The sequence below is a fragment of the Pinisolibacter aquiterrae genome, from assembly GCF_019160155.1.
Classification (GTDB): domain Bacteria; phylum Pseudomonadota; class Alphaproteobacteria; order Rhizobiales; family Ancalomicrobiaceae; genus Pinisolibacter; species Pinisolibacter aquiterrae.
Genome location: NZ_JAFNIH010000061.1, coordinates 267,876 through 282,987, shown reverse-complemented (window position 1 = coordinate 282,987; position 15,112 = coordinate 267,876). Strand labels below are relative to the sequence as shown.

Annotated in this window: 11 protein-coding genes, 1 tRNA gene and 1 pseudogene; 1 reads left to right on the top strand and 12 read right to left on the bottom strand. The window is 67.8% G+C overall.

Features of this window, described 5'->3' with window-relative positions; genetic code table 11:
- Window positions 1–14: 14 nt before the first annotated feature.
- The 10 genes from J3S89_RS22765 to J3S89_RS22720 all read right to left on the bottom strand — a co-directional run bounded on the left by J3S89_RS22765 (window position 15) and on the right by J3S89_RS22720 (window position 10,307).
- Window positions 15–1,169 carry an acetyl-CoA acetyltransferase gene (locus J3S89_RS22765; RefSeq protein WP_217931843.1) on the bottom strand — a complete coding sequence of 385 codons (1,155 nt, stop codon included), beginning with the start codon at window positions 1,167–1,169 and terminating at the stop codon, window positions 15–17.
- Window positions 1,166–1,567 carry a Zn-ribbon domain-containing OB-fold protein gene (locus J3S89_RS22760; protein WP_217931841.1) on the bottom strand — a complete coding sequence of 134 codons (402 nt, stop codon included), beginning with the start codon at window positions 1,565–1,567 and terminating at the stop codon, window positions 1,166–1,168. The genes J3S89_RS22765 and J3S89_RS22760 overlap by 4 nt, the downstream gene beginning before the upstream one ends.
- A gap of 20 nt (window positions 1,568–1,587) precedes the next feature.
- Window positions 1,588–2,658 (bottom strand): acyl-CoA dehydrogenase family protein, encoded by a 1,071-nt coding sequence (locus J3S89_RS22755; protein WP_217931839.1) that lies wholly within the window; start codon window positions 2,656–2,658, stop codon window positions 1,588–1,590.
- Window position 2,659: 1 nt separating this feature from the next.
- Complete coding sequence (locus J3S89_RS22750; RefSeq protein ID WP_217931837.1) at window positions 2,660–3,490, bottom strand: enoyl-CoA hydratase/isomerase family protein; 831 nt, start codon at window positions 3,488–3,490, stop codon at window positions 2,660–2,662.
- 50 nt (window positions 3,491–3,540) lie between these two features.
- A complete protein-coding gene (locus J3S89_RS22745; RefSeq protein ID WP_217931835.1) occupies window positions 3,541–4,098 on the bottom strand; it encodes a nuclear transport factor 2 family protein in 558 nt (185 codons plus the stop codon).
- Window positions 4,099–4,103: 5 nt separating this feature from the next.
- Window positions 4,104–5,738 carry an AMP-binding protein gene (locus tag J3S89_RS22740; protein ID WP_217931833.1) on the bottom strand — a complete coding sequence of 545 codons (1,635 nt, stop codon included), beginning with the start codon at window positions 5,736–5,738 and terminating at the stop codon, window positions 4,104–4,106.
- Window positions 5,739–5,750: 12 nt separating this feature from the next.
- Entirely contained in the window at window positions 5,751–6,515 is a 765-nt protein-coding gene (locus J3S89_RS22735; RefSeq protein ID WP_217931831.1) for an SDR family NAD(P)-dependent oxidoreductase, read from the bottom strand.
- 108 nt (window positions 6,516–6,623) lie between these two features.
- On the bottom strand, window positions 6,624–7,826 hold the full coding sequence (locus tag J3S89_RS22730) for an ABC transporter substrate-binding protein (RefSeq protein WP_217931829.1): 1,203 nt from the start codon (window positions 7,824–7,826) through the stop codon (window positions 6,624–6,626).
- Window positions 7,827–7,873: 47 nt separating this feature from the next.
- A complete protein-coding gene (locus J3S89_RS22725) occupies window positions 7,874–9,031 on the bottom strand; it encodes a CaiB/BaiF CoA transferase family protein (RefSeq protein WP_217931827.1) in 1,158 nt (385 codons plus the stop codon).
- A 646-nt stretch (window positions 9,032–9,677) separates the two neighbouring features.
- Window positions 9,678–10,307: a TetR-type transcription factor C-terminal domain-containing protein gene (locus tag J3S89_RS22720; RefSeq protein ID WP_217931825.1), complete on the bottom strand. Its 630-nt coding sequence runs from the start codon at window positions 10,305–10,307 to the stop codon at window positions 9,678–9,680.
- A 403-nt stretch (window positions 10,308–10,710) separates the two neighbouring features.
- Between J3S89_RS22720 and J3S89_RS23300 the strand changes: the two are divergent.
- Window positions 10,711–11,385 (top strand): annotated as a pseudogene (locus J3S89_RS23300) (IS256 family transposase); the annotation flags it as partial.
- A gap of 216 nt (window positions 11,386–11,601) precedes the next feature.
- Here J3S89_RS23300 and J3S89_RS22700 read toward each other — a convergent pair.
- Together J3S89_RS22700 and J3S89_RS22695 are read right to left on the bottom strand one after the other, a co-directional pair.
- Window positions 11,602–11,691: transfer RNA gene (locus J3S89_RS22700), tRNA-Ser, on the bottom strand.
- Between the two features lie 63 nt (window positions 11,692–11,754).
- On the bottom strand, window positions 11,755–14,775 hold the full coding sequence (locus tag J3S89_RS22695; RefSeq protein ID WP_217931821.1) for a putative bifunctional diguanylate cyclase/phosphodiesterase: 3,021 nt from the start codon (window positions 14,773–14,775) through the stop codon (window positions 11,755–11,757).
- Window positions 14,776–15,112 lie beyond the last annotated feature (337 nt).

The following is a 15,112-nucleotide window of genomic DNA, read 5'->3' as shown; positions in this document are numbered from 1 at the left end:
CCCGGTCGGCCGCCTCAGGCGGTCAGAGTGGCTTCTGTTCCGAAAATGCAGCTGGCCTGGCAGGACAGCGTGCCGCCGTTGCCGTGGACCATCGCGGTGTCGGCGCGGACCTGCTGGCGGGCGCCCGCCTCGCCGCGCAACTGCTCCACCGCTTCGATGATCGGGAAGATCCCATACATGCCGGGATGCACGCAGGAGAGACCGCCCCCGTTGGTGTTGACCGCCAGCCGTCCGCCCGGGGCGATGGCCCCGCCCGAGACGAAGGACCCGCCCTCGCCCTTCCGACAGAAGCCGAGATCCTCGAGGAACAGGAGCGTGTTGATGGTGAAGGCGTCGTAGAGTTGCACCATGTCCATCTGGTGCGGGCCGAGGCCGGCCATGGCGTAGGCCGCCGCACCCGACTGCGTGGCCGCCGTCACGGTGAGGTCCTGCATCATCGCGATCTGCCGGTGCCAATGCGCGCATCCCGCTCCGAGCAGGTAGACCGGAGCTTTCGGCCGGTCCCGGGCGGCATCGGCGCGCATCATCACCACGGCGCCACCGCCGTCGGTGACGAGGCAGCAATCGAGCCGGGAGAGCGGATCGGAGACCATCGGCGCCGCCAGAACGTCGTCGAGCGTCAGGGGGTCGCGTTTGAACGCCCGCGGGTTCAGGCCGGCCCAGGCACGGGCGGCCACGGCCACTTCGGCGAGATGGGTACGGGTGGTGCCGAATTCGTGCATGTGGCGGGCGGTGGCCAGCGCATAGGCGGTGATCGGCTGGCGCGGATCGTAGACCGCTTCGTTCACCTGCGGTTCGGCCGAGCTGACCAGTCGGCCCGCCGCCGAGCGTTGGTTGCTGCCGTAGGCGATCAGCGCCACGTCGCAGAGCCCGGCCCGAAGTGCCGTCGCTGCAGTCAGGACGTGGACTTCGAACGAGGCTCCGCCCGCCATCGTGCCGCTGAAATGGCGAGGGCGGATGCCGAGGTATTCGGCGGCCGTGATCGTCGGCATGGCATGGGTGGACGACGAGACGAACAGACCGTCGACGTCCTTCAGGCCGAGGCCGGCATCCGCTAGGGCCGCCTTCGCGCTCTCCGCCATGATCTCGATCGCCGACCAGCCCGACGCCTGTCCGAGCCCGGCCAGTCCGATCCCGACGACGGCGGTCTCGCCACGCAGCTTGCTCATGCCTCGCCTCCGTCGCGAACGGGCTCGAAGTAGAGGATCGGCGCGCCGTCCCGCACGTCGATGCGGGCGCGAACCGCCATGCCGATCACCACCTCTTCGGGCGCGCAGCCGACGACGCGGGTCATGGTGCGCGGCCCCTCGGCCAGATCGACCAGGGCGATGTTGTGGTCGCCGCCCTCGGTTGCCGGGCGGCGCACGATCGTCGTCGCGTAGACCGTCCCCCGTCCCGAGGCCTCGATCCATTCGAGATCGCCTTCGCCGCTGCCGGGCAGCAACGTCCGCGGATAGAAGACGCAGGTCCCGGTCGACGCGGAACGCTGGATCATGAACCGGCCCTCGGCCAGGAAGGCGCGATAGCGCGCTTCGGGACCGGGGCCTTCGGTGCGTGAGAGGGTCATCGTCGGGTCCGCTGGTCGGGTCATCGGGCGGCTCGTCTTCCGATGGTGGTCAGGACGGGCCAGAGGTCTTCGGGAGCGTGCCGCAACAAGGTGTTTCCCAAGGCGGCCTGCCAGTGGAGTTCGTTGCCGTACTCGTCGCGCCACGACCAGAGCCGGCGGGTCAGATGGTGCAGCCGGTGTTCGCGTGCGAAGCCCATGGCGCCGTGCACCTGATGGGCGATGCCGGCGGCGCGGCTCGCCGCCTCGCCGGTGCGGGCCTTGGCGACGGCCACCGCCCGCGCATCCGACACGCCGAGGAGCCCCACCGCCGCGGCCGCCTCGGCCGCGGCGGCATCCGAGGCGAGCACCGCGACGTTCTGCTGGATCGCCTGAAACCGGCCCAGGGGGCGTCCGAACTGCACTCGCTCCTGCGCATACTGCACGGTCATGTCGCGCAGGCGGTCGAGCGCCCCGGCGATCTGCACCGATCGCGCCAAAGCCGCGAGCCTCAGAACCGTTTCGGTTCCGCCGACGAAAGGGGCGGTTCGGACATCGTCGAGACGCAGGTCGAAGATCAGGGTGTCGCGGGGTTCGTTCGCCATGTTGGACCCCGGCTCCGCTCGCCGCTCCGTGCGATCGAGGACGCACAGCCGTGGGCCTTCGGCGCCGTCCGCCACCAACACGACGGCATCGGCCCGTTCGCCCCACGGCACCGAGGCGATCCGCCCGTGCAACCGCCATCCCGAGCCTTCGGGGCGCAGGAGAGCGCCGGGACCCGCGGCGAGGACCACGAGGCCTTCGGGGGCGGGGAGGCCGGTCGACCCCAGAACGTGGCCGGCGAGAAGCGTCTCGGCGAGCGGCAGCGGAGCCGCGTGGCGGGCGGCGACGGCGGCCAGCGGCAAAGCCTCGGCCAGCGTCAGGCCGGCGCCGCCCCGATCCTCGGGCAGGGTGGCGCGGTCGAAGCCCGCCTCCGATACGGCGGCCCACGGCGCCTCCGGCCATTCTCCGGCGTCCGCCGCCTTCAGTACCTCCGGTCCGCACAGATCGGCGAGCATGCGATCGGCGGTCTCGACCATGAAGCGCCCGGTCTCGTCGAGCAGGTCTTCGAACATCTCAGCCTCCCGTCCGCCGCCGCCACGACGGGGCGGTCCGTGTGATGAAGGCGTTCAGGCCTTCGCTGCCGGCCCCGAAGCGGAGGTCGCGCACGCTGATCTCCGCGGCCGTGTCGAGATAGGGACCGAGGTCGAGCACCTCGAGCTCGCGCATCAACGCCTTGGTGTTGGCGACGGCCCCCGGCTCGCAGGCCAGGACCGCGTCCAACACGGTGGCCAAAAGGGACTCGAGTTCGCCGGTGTCGGCGGCGAGGTAGTCGGCGAAGCCGAGCCGATGGGCTTCGACCGCGTTGATGCGGGTCGCGGTCAGCGCCAGCATCCGCGCCGCCGAATAGCCGATCCGGCGGACGACGAAGGGCGAGATCTGGGACGGCGCGAAGCCCAGCATGACCTCGGGCAGGGCGAGAACCGTCGATTTCTCGGCGAGCACCACATCCGACACCGCCGCGATGCCGAGGCCGGTTCCGAACACCGGTCCCTCGAGCATCGAGACGACGATCTTGGGGCACCGGTCGACGAGTTCGAGCAGATCGCCCGAGCCCCGGGCCAGTCGATAGAGGGGGCGGTCGGCGTCCCTGTCCGATCCGTCCATCTTCTCCATGGCGGCGGTCAGCTCGACGAGATCGCCCCCCGCGCTGAAGATGCCGCCCTTGCCGCGGAACACGACGACTCGGACACTCGGCTCGCCGGTCAGGCTCGAGATCAGGGACGCGACCTCTTCGCTCATGCCCGTGTTGAACGCGTTCTGGGAGGCCTCCCGCGCGAAGGTCACGTGGAGGACGCCCGGCGGGTCGAATTCCAGTTCGAGATATCTCGTGATCGGAAGACGCATCTTCTTCTATCGTGCTCGTGGTTCGGGGGAAGCCGTGTCGACGCGATCGCTCAGGTGAGGCCGAGCCGGCGGCGCATCTGCCCCAGCGTGTCGTCGGCATCTCTGCGCTGGATGGCCCAGTCGGGTGCGATCGGCAGCGACGTGTCCTCGCAGGCATGGACCTTTTCGAAGATCACCGTGCGGCGGGCGATCGCCCACTTTCCGTCCCGGCGCTCGAAGAGATCGACGTAGCGTCCGGTGACCTCCATCGAAACGGAGGCATCCGGAGCCAACTCGCGGTCGCCCATGAGCATCAGGCGGGATTCCCCGGCCTCGGGACCCATGGTCTGTCGGGCGAGATAATAGGTCTCGGCCAAGGCGCGATCGGGTCCGGCGAATTCGATCAGACAGTTGGTCACGAAATGCATCGAATGGGCGATGAAGGCATGGCGCCGTTCGAGCCATTCGATGAACCCGTCGACGTCGCCCTTGTAGGCTCCGTGGTCGTCGTGGGCGTCGGCATGATAGACGGAGCGCACCAGCGCCCAGTCGCGACGATCCACGCCGCGCGCATAGGATAGGGCCAGATCCTGGATCCGCTGCCGGTCCTCGAGACGCATGTCGGTCATGGCATTCATCCTTTCGCGGGTTCGAGGGCGGCGACGTGCTCGCGCGCCTGCCGGATCAGCTCGGCACGCTGCACCTTGCCGGTGGTGGTCAAGGGGAGCTCGGAGACCAGCCTGACGTGGCGGGGAACCTTGAAATCGGCGATCCGGCCCCGGCAGTGGGTGATCACGTCGGCCTCCGTCAGGCCGACCCCCGGACGCGGCAGGACGAAGGCCATGCCGACCTCGCCGAGGCGTGCGTCGGGAGCGCCCACCACCACCGAGATCTGGATCGCGGGATGGGTGGCGAGGTGCTGCTCGATCTCGGAAGGATAGGCGTTGGTGCCGCCGACCTTGAACATCTCTTTGATGCGGCCGGTGAGGCCGAGATAACCGCGCCGGTCGAACCGGCCGATGTCGCCGGTCTTCAGCCAACCCTCGGCATCGATGGTCGCGGCGGTCTCCTGCGGGTTCTTGTAGTACCCCATCATCACCGTGGTGCCGCGGCATTGGATTTCGCCGTCCCGATCCGGGCCGAGAACCTCGCCGGTCTCGGGATCGACGATCCGCACCTCGCAATCCGAGAGGATCGGCGCGGTGTTGCGGCGGCAGTCGTCGAGCGAGTCGTCCCATCGGTTGAAGGTGGTCGAGATGGTGTTCTCGGTCATGCCGTAGGTCGAAAGCAGCCGCTCGAAGCCGTAGGCCCGGACGATGCGGAGAAAGACGTCCTCCGGCACCGTGGAGCCGCCCATCCAGGTGCCTTCGAGGGCGGAAAGATCCCGCTCGGCGAAGCCCGGAGTCCCCATCATGTCGAGAAAATGGGTGGGCAGGCCGCCGAAGATCGTCAGGCGCTCTCGCTCGATCAGGTCGAGGGCGCGTCCGGCCTCCCATTGGGCCATCAGATGCATGGTCGCCCCCGCCGCCAGGGCGGGCAGAAGGCACATGAACATCCCCGCCACGTGATAGTAGGGCAGGTGGGCCATGACCTGGGAACCGGCCCGCATCCTCAGGGCATCGCCGACGCGGATGCTCTGATGGATGACCCGGTGGTCGTGCATCGCGCCCTTGGGGCGGCCGGTGGTGCCGGAGGTGTAGCAGATCAGCAGGAGGTCGCCGGCCCGGACCCGCGCCTCGGCGGCGGCGATCGCGGTGGCGTCGATCTCGGTCGCCGCGAGGGCGTCGAAGGGGGTGGCCCATGCCGGCACCGGATCCCCGACCATGATCACGGTCTTCAGCGCCGGCAATTCCGGCAGCGACAGATCGCCGGCGGTCTGCCTCTCGATGGAGGGCGCCGCTTCGACGAGCAGCCGGACGAAGTCGATCCCCCACATGGTGGGCGTCATCACCAGAACCTTGGCATCCGACTGGGCGAGGATGTACTCCGCCTCGTCCTTCTTGTAGCGGGTGTTGACCGGCACGACGGCCGCGCCGATCCGCGCGGCGGCCAGGAGCACCAGCACCCATTCGGGCGTGTTGGTCAGCCAGACCGCGATGTGATCGCCGTGGCCGACACCCGCCCGCATCAGGCCGCTGGCGAGCCGATCCACCCGGAGGTCGACGTCGGCGAAGCTCAGGCGCCGGTCGTCGGCGTGGATGTAGTGGCGATCGGCATGGTCGCGGGCGGAGCGGCGCAGAACTTCGCCGATGGTCGTGTCCGGTTTCATGAGCGTTTCCGTCTAGATCGAGAAGCCGCCGTCGACGATCAGGCTGGCTCCGGTGATGTAGGATGCGGCGTCGGACGCGAGGAACACGGCGGCGTCGGCGGCCTCTTCGGCCGTGCCGATCCGGCGCAGGGCGGTGTTGGTGCGCACCGCGTCCATGAAGCCTTCGGGAACCCGGGCGGCCAGACGGTGCAGGAGCCCGGCGTCGATCGGGCCCAGTGCCACCGCGTTGGCGCGGACGCCGTGACGGCCCTCTTCCCGCGCCACCGCCCGGATCAGCGACTCGATCGCCGCCTTGGGCGCGATCGACAGGATGTCGCGATGGGCATGGCGGGCGATCCCGGCGGTGGTCAGCGCGGTCAGACTGCCGCTCGATCGCCGCAGATGCGGCAGGGCCGCCTGGACCACCGTGAAGAAGCCGTTGAGATCGCCGTCGATCACCCGCCGCCATTCGGCCGGATCGACCTCGCCGACGTGCTTCATGCCGATGTCGGCCCCCGTCGCCACGATCACCGCGCCGATCTCTCGTCCGCTCGCGGTGAGGTCGGCGAAGAAGGTGCCGACCGAGTCCGGATCGCCGAGATCCGCCCGGCCGACCCGTGCCTCGCCGCCGGTCGCCGCGATCTCGTCGGCGATCTCCGCCGCCGCGGCCCGATTGCGGTGCCAGCTCAGCGCGACGTCGGCACCGCACCGGGCGAGCCGGCGGCAGATCACACGGCCGATGCCGCCGCTGCCGCCGATCACGACGGTCAGCCCCGAAGGCATGGGGAAGACGGGCACGGCCGCACCTTCTGCTCTTGCACGCATTGGGAAATCCTCTCGCGACGGAGCGTCTTGACGGTGAACGCCGACGAGGCCGGTCCGTGTCCGCGGACCGGCACGCCGCGTCTAATTCTTCACCAGCTTGCAGGTGCTCTGCTCGAGCGGGAACGCCACTTCGTCGCCGGGGATGGTCTGCAGGATCTTGAAGACGTCGGATTCGCCGGTCGATTCCGCCGGCGTCTTCACCTGACCGACGAACATGTCGTGCACCATACGGCCGTCGGGCCGGATGTGGCCGTTGACGGCGAAGAAGTCCTTGATCGGCAGTTCGCGCATCTTGTCGGCGACCGCACGGGCTTCGGTGGTGCCGGCCGCCTGGACGGCCTTCAGATAGTGCAGGGTCATGGAATAGGCACCGCTGTTCAGCATGTTCGGCATCTTGCCGTACCGCGCCTTGAAGCGTTCGCCGAAGGCCCGCGACTCGGGGCTGTGATCCCAGTAGAAGCCCAGCGTGGCCTGGAGCCCGGCCGCCGCCTGAAGGCCGAGCACCGCCACCTCGTTGTCGAACAGGAGCGGTGTGGCGAGGCGCTGGCCGGCGCGCGGCAGACCGAATTCGCTCGACTGCTTGATCAGGTTCATCAGGTCGGAACCGGCCGAGATGAAGGCGATGACGTTCGCTCCGGACGCCGCCGCCGTGAGCAGATAGGAACTGTAGTCGTTGGTGCCCAGCGGATAGCTCACCGAGCCGACCAGTTGACCGCCGCGATCCTTGATGGTGGCGGCCAGGTTTTCTTCCATCTGCTTGCCGAAGGCGTAGTTGACGGTGATGAGGAACCACTTCTCACCGGGCTTCATTCCGTAGCCCACACCGCGCGGCATGGTATAGGTGTCGTAGGTCCAGACGAATGAGATCGGCGAGCAGCCCTCGTTGATGAGGCCGAGCGAGGCCGAGCCCGAGAACAGGCTGATGATGCTCTTCTCGTTGGCCACCTGCTGCGCGGCGCGAGCGGCCGGGGTCAGCGTGACGTCGACCAGTGCGTCGATCTTCTTCTGCGACACCCACTCGCGCACCAGCGCCGAGGAGATGTCGGGCTTGTTCTGGTGATCGGCGACGATGTACTCGATCGGCTTGCCGAGAACCGAGCCGCCGAAGTCCTCGATCGCCATCTTGATCGCGAGGACGGAACTGTTGCCGGCGATGTCCGAATAGGTGCCCGACAGGTCGGTGGCAGTGGCCAGGACGACCTTGTCCTGCGCGTCCGCGGTCGTGATCCATCCGGCCAAGCCGGCGAGAACGGCCGCGCAGGCCGTCGCTTTCCGTTTCGTCATGAATTCCTCCCACTTCGTTTCTTGTCGGTTCCGAACCCCTGGGCGCCTCAGTCGGCAGGGGCGATCTCTCGGGATCGGTCGAGTTCGTCGAGGATTTCGGCGGTGTGCTCCCCCAGATGTGGAGCGGGGCGGCGCAGATCGGTGTTCGCGGCGGAGAACCGCACCGGCATGGCGATGTGGCTGTAGCGTCCCTCGGTCGGATGCTCGACTTCTTCGAAGAAGCCGACCTCTCGGAGGTGGGGGTCGTCCCACAGATCCTCGAAGCGATTCACCGGCATCGCCGGGATGCTGATTCCGTCGCAGTAGGCGACCCAATCCGCCGTCGTCCGCTCCAGAGCGCAGTTCGCCAGGATCGCGTAGAGGGCATCGATGTTGCGGATTCGGTTCGTGAAATCGGTGAAGCGTGCATCCTGCAGAACGTCGGGCCGGCCGATGCCGTCGAAGAAATCCCGCCAGTTCTTTTCCGTGTAGGGCAGGATGCAGACATGGCCGTCGCGTGTCCGGTAGGGGCGGCGATTGCGCGTCATGTAACGGGCGAACCCCGCATCGCCCACCGGCGGCACCAGCGCCCAGCCCGCCACGTGCTCGACCAGATTGAAGGCGATGTTCGTCTCGTACATGGGCACTTCCACGACCTGTGCCTCGCCGGTGCGTTCCCGGTGATAGAGCGCGGCCAGGACCGACCAGGCGATGGTCATCCCGGCGACCTTGTCGCAGAGCGCCGTCGGCACGTATTCGGGCGTTCCGCCGATCCGGCCGATCATCTCGGTGAGGCCGGCCCCCGCCTGGATCACGTCGTCATAGGCCGCCTTGGCGGCATAGGGTCCGTCCTGACGAAAGCCGTTGGCCATGCAGTAGATCAGCCTGGGATTGAGAGTCCGCACCGCGTCCGGGCCGAAGCCGAGCCGGTCCATGGCCCGTCCGCGAATGTTGTGGATCAACACGTCGGCCGTGGCGATCAACCGCTTCAGGGTCGTGGCGTCGTCGGGCGACTTCAGATCCAGCACGATGCTGCGCTTGTTGCGGTGCAGGTTCAGAAAGATCCCCGGCATGCCCGGCGACCGTGCCGGCTGATAACGGCGCACGATGTCGCCCTCGGGGGCCTCGATCTTGATCACGTCGGCCCCGAGGTCCCCGAGGATCTGGGTCGCGAACGGTCCCATGAGCACCGTCGTCAGGTCGAGAACTCGAACGCCGTCCAGCATGGTCGCCTTTCCCGTTCGGGTTTCGAAAACATCATACTCAGTAGTATTTCATTCGATTGAATTCCCGTCAACTCGTTTTTGTGGCCGCCGCGAAGTCTGTCGGCCGCGCCGATATCGGCATCGGGGCCAGGCGCGCGCCGATCTCACCCGCGGTCTCGAACGACTCATGAGCGTGCGGTCTCCCACCCGTCACCGCGTCGGTCAGCTTGACCGAGCGCGGTGTGGGGAAGTTACAAGGGGTGGTCGTTCAAGGGCTGCGGCGCGGGCCGGATCGGTGGGACGACCGATCAATCCACCGATGCCGAGGTTCGGCCCCAACGGAATGGAGGTGGAACGGCCGTTCTCGATGGCGCGGATGCTTCGAGGCGGCGCGGGCGCGGGCGCGGGCGTCCGGCGGACGGCCGTCTCGCGGCACGCCGGGCGGGCCGCCGCGAAGCGCGCCGATCGCGAGGCCTGCGACGGGTACCAAGGGCCCGCGACGAGGGGTGGGCGGCTTCGGCGCCGGAGATGTCCGCCGTTCGGCCTCGTGCCGCGTCGGCTTCGCGGTCGAGCCATTCGTCTCGATCGTCGAGGCGGGAGGGGTGGTCGGTCGGCACGCTGCGGCCCGGCCGCCCCTGCCGGGGCCGGGCTCGATCGTCCTCTTTCGTCAGACGGTCGGCGCCACGATGCCGTTCAGCAGATAGTCGACCAGCGCCTCCGCCAGAGCCTGACGGGCCTCGGGCGTGTCGTCGGGGCGTTGGCGGTACCAGACGGTCATCCAGTTCAGGGCACCCAGCATCGGCTTGACGATCAGTCGCGGGAGGCAGGGGCGAAGCAGGCCGCGGGCGATTCCGTCTTCGATGATTTCCACGAGGAGGTTCTCGCCGCGATCGCGCATGTCGATGATCTCGCGCAGGACGCCGCGTTGCTGAGGCGTGGTGCTGCGCGACATGTGCATGTCCAGGCCCTGCACGGCGACCTTGGCGTAGGGCAGCCGGTTCATCACCTGAAGGGCGAGCGTCATCAACACCCCGCGGAGTTTATCCAGCGGCGTGCCCGGTCCCTTGGCGACCTCTTCCACCGCCTCGATATAAGCCGACATGGTTTCGCGATGAACGTCGAGAAAGAGATCCGTCTTGTTCTTGAAGTGGTAATATATCTTGCCTTTTGTCGCACCCAAGACGTCGGCGACCATGTCGATGGACGTGCCCGCATAGCCGTATTCCATGAAGGCGACGGCGGCAGCGTCCAGTATGTCTTTGCGGCCGTCCGGTTTGGACTTGCCTGCGGCTTTCATGAGCGGGGCCCCCTCCTCAAGCGCGGCACGAACGGTCGGAACAGCTTTCCCCAACCTGCGTCCGGGTCCCGTGGCAGAGCTCCGTGACCCCGAGTGTCCGTTCCAAAAAAAAGGTTTGAGATTTCAGTTGGTTGCGATTCGGGCGAATTCCCGATTCCCGGCAGGATGAGCGACGTCGAGGTCGTTATACAAGCGATCCGATCGATGCGGAATAGGTGCCCGTTGAGCCGGGTTCGCCACGGTCGACGCGTCGCGGTGGTTACCCCGCAATTATTTGTCGGAGTTCCGGGCTATTGGTGACGTCCCCTGGAGTGGTGTAGGAGCGGTCGCCGGAAGGCGGCCATCGTCGATCTTCGCGTAGGGTTCGGTTGCGAAGCTGAACCTGACGAGGACGACGAGCGCGTCGACGGCGGCGATAATCGCGGTCGGCGTCAACACCGACGGCCGCCGCGAGGTGCTCGGCGTCGCCACCGGCCCATCGGAAGCCGAGGTGTTCTGGGAAGGGCTTCCTCCGCTCGCTCGCCGACTGCGGCCTGCGCGGCGTCCGCCTCGTCGTCGCCGACGATCACAAGGGACTGCGCGCCGCCGCCGCCGAGGTGTTGCACGCCACGCAGCAGCGGTGTCGGGTTCATTGGATGCGCAACGCGCTCGCCCACGCCGGGCCGATGCGACGACCGGCGGTCGTGGCGCTTCTGAAGACGATCTTCGCCCAGGAGAGCGCCGAGGCGGCCCGCGAGCAGTGGCATCAGGTCGCGACGCGCTGCGGGAGAAATCCCCGAAACTCGCCGCGATGATGGACGAAGCCCGAGACGACATGCTCGCCTACATGGCCTTCCCGCGCGAACATTGGGCTCGGATCGCCTCGACCGATCCGATCGAGCGGCTGAACGGCGAGCTGAAGCGTCGATCCGACGTCGTCGGCCTCTTCCCAAAATGCCAAGGCCGTCGTCCGCTTGGTGGCGCGCTGATGCTCGAGCAGAATGACGAGCGGGCGGTATGCCGCCGCTACATGACGCGGGAAGGATTGAAGCCGGTGAGCGACGATCCGCTCATCAAGCTGCCTGCCGTGGCGGCCTGAGCCCACTTCGGACCCGACCGAAGGTCGGCGCTCCTACGCCACTCCAGGGGACGTCACCATCCCGAGAGATATTCGATCAGGTCGGGAGTCGTTTCCGGTACCGAATGGGTCTCGTGGTCACGCGGCCGGATGGTCGGGGCGATGACCCTTCGACAGTCCCAGGCTATTCACCATGACCGCCACGAACTAGAATTCAGCAATAAAAACAAGAAATTATGGCGGAGAGAAAGGGATTCGAACCCTTGATACGCTTTCACGTATACACACTTTCCAGGCGTGCGCCTTCAACCACTCGGCCACCTCTCCGCATCCCCGGAGGGAAGCGCGCACTTCATATGCGATGGCGCGCCGGCTTGCAAGCTCTCCCACTCAATGGCCGTGCCGTCCCCGGGGATGACGGATCGAGAAGACGCTCGACCCCACCGTGTCCGCTTGCGCCGTCAGATGGGCCGCCACTTCCGCCTCCGGCATCGGCCGGCCGTAGAGCCAGCCCTGGAACTGATCGCAGCCCTCGAGGCGTAGGCGGTCGCGTTGCGCCTCCGTCTCCACGCCTTCCGCCGTGGTCGTGATCCCCAGACTCGAGCAGAGGCTGGTCACCGCCCGCACGATCGCCACCGAATCGGCGGTCTCCCCGAGATCGCGCACGAAGGACTGGTCGATCTTGACCTTGTCGAAGGCGAAGCGGCGCAGATAGCCGAGGCTCGAATAGCCGGTGCCGAAGTCGTCCATGGCGATGCGCACGCCGATGTCGCGGAACTGCGCCAGCGTCGCCAGCGTCGCCTCGGTGTCCACCAGCAACATTCCCTCGGTGATCTCGAGTTCCAATCGGTCGGGCCGGAGGCCGGACCGGCCGATCGCCGCGAGGACGTCGAGCACCAGAGCGCGCGTCTTGATCTGCACCGGCGAGATGTTGACCGCGATTCGCAGATCGTCGGGCCACCCCGCCGCCACCCGCGTCGCCTCGCGCAGCACCCAGGCGCCGATGTCGCCGATCAGCCCGATCTCTTCCGCGACCGGGATGAAGTCGACCGGCGACACCAGTCCGCGCTCGGGATGACGCCAGCGCAGCAGTGCCTCGAAGCCCTCGATCCGCGCGCTCGCCGCGCCGACGACGGGCTGATAGTGGAGCTCGAATTCGTTGCGCTCGAGTGCCCCGCGCAGGTCGAGCTCGAGCATCCGGCGCATCTGCATGTGCGCGTCCATCTCCGGCTCGAAGAACCGGGTGATGCCGCGCCCCTCCGACTTGGCTCGGTAGAGCGCCATGTCGGCGTGGGCGAGAAGCGTGTCGGCGGCGAGCGCGTCGTCGGGGGCGACCGCGATTCCGATGCTGGCCCCGACCACGATCTGGGCGCCGTCGATGTCGTAGGGCTGGGAGATGCTCTCGTGCAGGCGACGGGCGAGGTCGGTCGCCGCCATCGGCTGGAACAGGCGCGTCTGCAGCACCGCGAATTCGTCGCCGCCGAGACGGCCGGCGTGGTCCCATTCGCCGGTGCACTCGATGATGCGCGCCGCGACCTCCGCCAGCAGCCGATCGCCGGTCTTGTGGCCGAGACTGTCGTTGACCGTCTTGAAGTGATCGAGGTCGACGTAGAGGAGGGCGATCTGCTCCTCCTCCTCGCGCTCGCTCAGCGCCAGGCCGATGCGATCCTGGAAGGAGGTGCGGTTGGCGAGGCCGGTGGCGGTGTCGAACCGGACCAGTTGCTCGATCTCCGCCTCCACCCGCCGCCGCGAGGTCACGTCCTCGTGGGTCACCGCGACGCCGCCGTCCGAGGTCGGTGAGGCCGTGACGACGATGGTGCGCCCGTCGGGCAGTTCGTCGACCCGCTGATACGGCTGATGATCGGTCATGGCGCGACGGAACAAGGGCTCCGTCCGCCACGCCGGAAGGAACACCCCCAGCTCCCGGGTGCGCTCGACCACCGCCGTGATCGGCATGCCCACCGTCACCTCGCCGGGCCGCAGCCCGTACATGTGCAGGAGACTGTCGTTCCACACCACCATTCGCTCGTCGGAATCGAGCAGGTAGAAGCCCTGCGGCATGGTGGCGATCGCGCTCTGGAGACGATCGTATTGGCGCAGGATGCGCGCCTCGGCCTCCGCCTCGAGGCGGCGTCGCGCGTCACTGAGGGCGTTTGTCAGCCGGGCGAAGGAGCGCGCCAGCAGGCCGATCTCGTCGGTGCGCCGCACCAGCGTGCGGCACAACGGCCGTTCCAGGTCCTCGAGCCCGCGCAGGCGGCGCACATGGTCGGTGAAGCGCTCGATCGGAACCGTCACGCGCCGCGCCACGTCGAGCGCGGTCGCCAACGCGAAGAGCAGCAGAACCAGCGAGGTGGTGGCCACGGCGACATAGGCCTCGCGCGTGCTGGTCACCACCTGCCGCTGGGCGAGCCTGTCGAGCCGTCGCGCGGTCTCCTCGAAACCGCGCACCGAGCGGAAATAGTCGTCGTCGATGGTCCCGAGCTCCAACCGCTGCGCGGCCATCGTCGCACGGGCATCGGTGAGCGCGCGTTGCACCGTCATCAGGCCGTTGCCGCCGACGACCCGGTCGGCGAGGTCGGCGACGAGATCGATCAGGCGCCCGTGGTCGTCGTCCATCCCGAGTTCGCCCATCACCGGACGGAGACGCTCGACGTCGGCGGTGAGGTCGCGCAACTTGTCGGTCCGGCGGTTTTCGAAGGCGGCCACGGCGGCGTCGGTGTTCAGCACCGAGACGAGTTCGCCGATGCCGATGAAGCCGCCGAGGTCGGAGCGCAGCCGCGTCAGCGGCGAGAGATCCGCGAAGAGGTTGCGTTCGTGCCGGCGCGGCTCGTCCCCGGTCCGCAGCGGCAGCGTGAGCTTCTCCTCGATCGTGTCGGCGATCGCCGCCATGTCGGTGATGTCGGCCTGCACCGTGTCGCCCGCGGCCATGATGCGGCCGACCAGCATCGACGTGCGGACGCAGGAACCCAGGATGTTCTCGCCGATCGTGACGAAGCGGTTTTCGACATCGGCGATGCGATCGAGATCGTTCTCCGCCTTCAATTTCTCGGCGCGGGCCCGCAGGTTGCGCAGGAGCACCGCCGAGGACGCCTCGAAGGCCTGAAGTTCGCCGCGCGCCGCGTCGAGGCCGGTGCATTGTTCCGCCGCCGCATGGATCGAGGCGCGTACGCGCCGCCCGGCCTGGGTCATTTCCAATACGTCGGACAGGAGCGGGGCGGTGATCTCGGTGGACCGGCGCAGCGTCTGGCCGACCTCGTCGACATAGTGCAGGCCGACCCCGCCGGTCGCGAGCAGGATGCCGCCGGACAGGGCCATCACCACGAAGAGACGGGTCCGCAGTCGGTTTCGGAACCCGATCGTCTCCTCCGGTGCGCCAGCCTCCCGCCGGCCCTCGCCCAGGCTCATGATCATGGCGCGTGCATCCGGCGGCGATCCGCGCTCCCGCTCCGGTCTGCGCGCAGGCACCGGCTGGGGCGGGGGAGGGACGGCGATGGGAACGTCGGGACGGCGTGATGCATCGACGGTCTCGAGTGATTCCATGTTTGCTCATCAATGGCGCAGTTGCCTTAAGAAGGCGTTGACCGAAGTGAAATCGAGAAATGAAGTCTTTGACCTTACGTCAAATTCCGCCCTTCCTCAGTGGAGTTGACTCTACGTTTCATTGGGAAATTTCAGTCTTGTTCTCGTTGTGTGCGTAAAATTACAACGCTCCCGGTGCCCGGGGGCGCGTCGATCGGGCGCGGCTCGC

Bases quoted from the DNA above. Each gene is read 5' to 3' on its own strand.
- J3S89_RS22695 (WP_217931821.1), bottom strand. From the start codon at position 14,775: ATGATCATGAGCCTGGGCGAGGGCCGGCGGGAGGCTGGCGCACCGGAG.
- J3S89_RS22720 (WP_217931825.1), bottom strand. From the start codon at position 10,307: ATGAAAGCCGCAGGCAAGTCCAAACCGGACGGCCGCAAAGACATACTG.
- J3S89_RS22750 (WP_217931837.1), bottom strand. From the start codon at position 3,490: ATGCGTCTTCCGATCACGAGATATCTCGAACTGGAATTCGACCCGCCG.
- J3S89_RS22755 (WP_217931839.1), bottom strand. From the start codon at position 2,658: ATGTTCGAAGACCTGCTCGACGAGACCGGGCGCTTCATGGTCGAGACC.
- J3S89_RS22765 (WP_217931843.1), bottom strand. From the start codon at position 1,169: ATGAGCAAGCTGCGTGGCGAGACCGCCGTCGTCGGGATCGGACTGGCC.
- J3S89_RS22740 (WP_217931833.1), bottom strand. From the start codon at position 5,738: ATGAAACCGGACACGACCATCGGCGAAGTTCTGCGCCGCTCCGCCCGC.
- J3S89_RS22725 (WP_217931827.1), bottom strand. From the start codon at position 9,031: ATGCTGGACGGCGTTCGAGTTCTCGACCTGACGACGGTGCTCATGGGA.
- J3S89_RS22730 (WP_217931829.1), bottom strand. From the start codon at position 7,826: ATGACGAAACGGAAAGCGACGGCCTGCGCGGCCGTTCTCGCCGGCTTG.
- J3S89_RS22760 (WP_217931841.1), bottom strand. From the start codon at position 1,567: ATGACCCTCTCACGCACCGAAGGCCCCGGTCCCGAAGCGCGCTATCGC.
- J3S89_RS22745 (WP_217931835.1), bottom strand. From the start codon at position 4,098: ATGACCGACATGCGTCTCGAGGACCGGCAGCGGATCCAGGATCTGGCC.